At 62.0% G+C, this 1,117-nt stretch carries 1 protein-coding gene; it reads left to right on the forward strand.

Going from position 1 to position 1,117, the window contains the following annotated elements:
- Positions 1-54 precede the first annotated feature (54 nt).
- Positions 55-1,117 (forward strand): replication-associated recombination protein A (locus tag AC1DWI_RS24035; protein WP_477726023.1); only part of this gene is annotated, 1,063 nt, incomplete at its 3' end.

Below are 1,117 nucleotides of genomic sequence, written 5' to 3' on the forward strand. Positions count from 1 at the left end.
GATCAGACACTAGAAAACTTCTTGCGCCAACGACATGGCGCGCATGTACCCTTTATGCCAACGAAAAGCCAACCACTAGCAGAACGCTTGCGCCCCCAGTCGCTGGGCGAGGTTATCGGCCAGCAGCACCTGCTGGGCGAAAGCATGCCGCTGCGCATCGCATTTGAATCAGGCCAGCCGCACAGCTGCATCCTCTGGGGTCCGCCCGGCGTTGGCAAGACCACGATCGCACGGCTCATGGCGAGCAGCTTCGACGCCCACTTCATCACTATTTCCGCCGTGCTGGGTGGCGTCAAGGACATCCGGGAAGCGGTTGAGCAGGCGTCCATCTGGCAAGGGCAGGGCGGCAAGCGCACCATCGTGTTTGTGGATGAGGTGCATCGCTTCAACAAAAGCCAGCAGGATGCTTTTTTGCCGCATGTGGAAAGCGGTCTTTTTACGTTCATCGGCGCCACCACGGAAAATCCGTCATTCGAGGTGAACTCGGCCTTGCTCTCGCGCGCCGTGGTGTATGTGTTGCAGCCGCTGGAGGAGGCAGATCTCAAGCAAATAGTGGCCAAGGTGCTTGCTGAACATGCGCTACCAGCTATCGAAACCATAGCAAATGAAGCCGTTGACAGGCTGGTTGCCTATGCCGACGGCGACGCCCGCCGCCTCTTGAACACGCTCGAGTCCCTCAGCGTGGCGGCCAAGGCCGAAAAAGTGACCGACGTCGGCGACGTCTGGCTGCTCAAGGTACTGGGCGAGCGGATGCGGCGCTACGACAAGGGCGGCGAACAGTTCTACGACACCATCTCGGCGCTGCACAAGTCGGTGCGCGGTTCCGACCCCGATGCCGCGCTCTACTGGTTCATGCGCATGCTCGACGGCGGCGCTGAACCGCGCTACATGGCGCGCCGGCTGGTGCGCATGGCCAGCGAAGACATCGGGCTGGCCGACCCGCGTGCCTTGCGCATGGCGCTGGATGCTGCGGAAGTCTACGAACGCCTTGGCTCCCCTGAAGGCGAGCTGGCGCTGGCCCAGTGCGTCATTTACCTGGCGGTCGCGCCCAAGTCCAACGCGGTCTATAGGGCCTTCAACGAGGCCAAAGCTCTTATCGCCAGGGACGGCACCCGCC

The organism is Polaromonas sp. P3_C2, from assembly GCF_056402675.1.